Origin of the sequence: Streptomyces sp. NPDC052043 (assembly GCF_044548235.1) — a bacterium.
GTDB lineage: Bacteria > Actinomycetota > Actinomycetes > Streptomycetales > Streptomycetaceae > Streptomyces.
On the sequence record NZ_JBIUBT010000045.1, the window covers coordinates 1 to 1,395 of the forward strand.

Genomic DNA, 1,395 nt, shown 5'->3' on the forward strand with positions numbered 1-1,395 from the left:
TCGCGATCTCCCACAGCCCGTCCGGAACAATCCAACTCCACGTACCCCGCCCCATGAACAGACCAACGACCGCCTCACCACGTAGGACACGGTCTAAGAGGTCATCTCATTTGGTGAGTCTGCGATAGCAGATGAGGGTGCAGGCGATGCTGGTGAAGGCGAGGAAGTGGTCGGCCTTGCGTTCGTAGCGGCGGTGGAGCCGTCGGCAGCCGGCGAGCCAGGACATGGTGCGTTCGATGGTCCACCGGTGCCGTCCGAGCCGCTGCGAGGTCTCGACGCCTTTACGGGCGATGCGGTGCCGGATGCCCCGCTGGGACAGCCATTTCCGCAGGTGTGCGTAGTCGTAGCCCTTGTCGGCGTGAAACTTGCCGGGCCTGCGTCGGCGGGGGCCCCGGCGGGAGCGGATGGGCGGTATGCCCTTCACGAGCGGGATCAGGGCTTGGCTGTCGTGGACGTTGGCGCCCGAGATTCCGACGGACAGGGGCAGACCCGCCCGCTCGGTGATCAGGTGGATCTTCGAGCCGTACTTGCCCCGGTCGACAGGATTCGGACCTGTCAGGTCCCCCTTTTCAGGGCCCGCATGTTCACCGAGTCGATCGCGCACCGGGACCAGTCCAGATCGCCGCGGGCTCCGAGTTCGTCGAGGACCAGGCGGTGCAGCTTGGCCCAGACCCGGGCCTTCGACCACTCGGTGAACCTGCGGTGAGCCGTCGCTCCGGACGGTCCGAACGATGCTGCGGGAAGCTGCTGCCACGTGCAGCCCGACGTTGCCACGAACACGATTGCGGCCAGCACTTCACGGTCGCCGTGGCGGCGCCGGCCACCACCCTGAGGCCGCGACGGTGCCTTCGGAACCACCCGCTGGAACAACTGCCACAGCTCATCCGACACCAGCCGCTCAACGATCCCCACGCCGGCAGGCTAGCGACCTCAAGGAGAAGCACGGCAGTCAGTGGCCCATTCGGCGCTGCTCGTCGAACCGAAGCAGCACCCGTACCAGACGCCACACTCCGGCCGTCGCTCCGAGCAGTGCACCCCCCACCAACACGCCCTTCCTCAGTGAACCGGAGATGTCAAAGGCTAGTGCGAGAGCCAGAGCGACGGCGAAGACCGCCGCAGCCAGCACGACGGCAGTCACCAGGGCGAAAACGATCTCCACCGTCATTGCGTCCTTTTCCCACCGCGACTCACGCCCCATGTCCATGCTGCAAGTCTCACATCACGGTCAAACCATGGCGCCTGGGCCGGACAGCCTGACTCTCACACTCGAAGGCACACTCACCAATTGAGATGACCTCTAAGACCGTGTCCTACGTGGTGAGGCGGTCGTTGGTCTGTTCATGGGGCGGGGTACGTGGAGTTGGATTGTTCCGGACGGGCTGTGGGAGATCGCGA

General features: G+C 65.4%; 2 protein-coding genes. Both read right to left on the reverse strand.

Going from position 1 to position 1,395, the window contains the following annotated elements; all coding sequences use genetic code 11:
* Positions 1-106: 106 nt before the first annotated feature.
* Positions 107-906 (reverse strand): IS5 family transposase gene (locus ACIHCX_RS38110; RefSeq protein WP_400038015.1). Its coding sequence is split into 2 segments (ribosomal slippage): positions 107-567 and positions 567-906, totalling 801 coding nucleotides; the frame shifts between segments, so codons are not numbered across the junction.
* Between the two features lie 43 nt (positions 907-949).
* Positions 950-1,204 carry a DUF6332 family protein gene (locus tag ACIHCX_RS38115; protein WP_400038013.1) on the reverse strand — a complete coding sequence of 85 codons (255 nt, stop codon included), beginning with the start codon at positions 1,202-1,204 and terminating at the stop codon, positions 950-952.
* Positions 1,205-1,395: the final 191 nt, after the last annotated feature.

Excerpts from the sequence above, each read along its gene's own strand:
- ACIHCX_RS38115 (WP_400038013.1), bottom strand. The coding sequence starts at position 1,204 with ATGGACATGGGGCGTGAGTCGCGGTGGGAAAAGGACGCAATGACGGTG.